Origin of the sequence: Mesorhizobium sp. M4B.F.Ca.ET.089.01.1.1 (genome assembly GCF_004022605.1) — a bacterium.
Classification (GTDB): Bacteria; Pseudomonadota; Alphaproteobacteria; order Rhizobiales; family Rhizobiaceae; genus Mesorhizobium; species Mesorhizobium abyssinicae.
In genome coordinates this window covers 1-1,212 of the sequence record NZ_RZOS01000875.1, presented here as the reverse complement: position 1 = coordinate 1,212, position 1,212 = coordinate 1, and the positions used below count along the sequence as shown (strand labels likewise).

Sequence of the window (1,212 nt, the reverse complement as noted above, 5' to 3'; positions counted from 1 at the left end):
ACTTGTCGATGTTAAGTTTGTGCTTGATCTAGCTGCGCCTTGCCCGTTCCTCCAGCAGTTCGTGATCGAACGGCAGGGCCGTTGCGCCCTTCTGCTCGTAATGGCGGATGAAATTTTCAATCTCCTTGTCTGTCTTCGCCGGCCCCTCAGGCGGTTTAGAGGTGGGCGCCGAGCTTGCATTTCGGTGCTGTCCCTCTTGCCCTGGATTGCATCTACGAAATTCCAGCGTATCCTGCTTGTGCGCATGTGAGCAGAAGGTGGCGCCTGGCGCCTTGATTAGCCACCACACTAAGAACCACCGTCGGCATGGCGACCGCAGGCTGATGTCCCAAACGCCACTCCAAAAGGATCATCCTCTCATGGATCCCAATGCCATCATTGCGTCCCTGCCAGTCGCCGGGGCTGATCGATCTGTGCTCATCGAAGTCGCTAATGCCGCGTTCGAGCCCGTCATTGAGCGGATTGAACCGAATATTAGGAACGACCCGAAGCCTTTGGGATGCTGATGACTACATCGACAATAGCCTTCTCGGCGTCTCTCCCACAAGTCCGTGGGAAACGGCTCAGGAATTCTTTGCGGCTCTCGCACGCAAGGAAACCTTGTTCACCCATGCTTGGCAGCTGGTCGGCAGAGAAGCTTCCCTTGCTGAAGCCTTGGAAGCACACAAGAATCCGGACGTTGGCGTGACGCTGGTAACGGGGTCTGGCGGCGGCGGCAAATCTCGAGCTCCAAGCCATTCTGGACCAAATCGCCGCCGATCAGTCTGCGACTAGGATCAGGCTTGTCTCACCGACAATGGAGATCACCAAGGTGTCTCTAGAAGAGCTTGGTTCCGGTGACCTGCTCCTCGTCGTCGATGATGCTCATGACAGCGACAAGTCTCCAGCCATTGTTCAATTACGCCGCGGCCAACGTGGGTCGTGTAAAATTGCTCATTGTCTTCCGACGATATGGAGTTGAGCATATCCGGGCCCAGGCAAGCAGCTATTCCTTTTCTGGAGACCGTCTGAGCGTCATCGACGTACCGCCTCTTTCCAAGGAGGAGTCGGAGTCGCTTGCCCGCCAGGTGCTTGAACACCTAGGTGGACCTATGGAGCTTGCGGCCAGCATTGCTCATCTCACCCAAGATTGCTCGCTCGCCACAGTGGTCGGGGGCTCAGACCTGCATGAAGCCCCATCTTGTGCAGCGTCCTTTGCTTAGGCGCGGAACC

General features: G+C 56.7%; 1 protein-coding gene. It reads left to right on the top strand.

Translation table 11 applies throughout. From position 1 onward, the window contains the following. On the top strand, positions 1-250 hold a 250-nt coding region (locus EN780_RS39875; protein WP_210215083.1), incomplete at its 5' end, for a hypothetical protein. Positions 251-1,212: the final 962 nt, after the last annotated feature.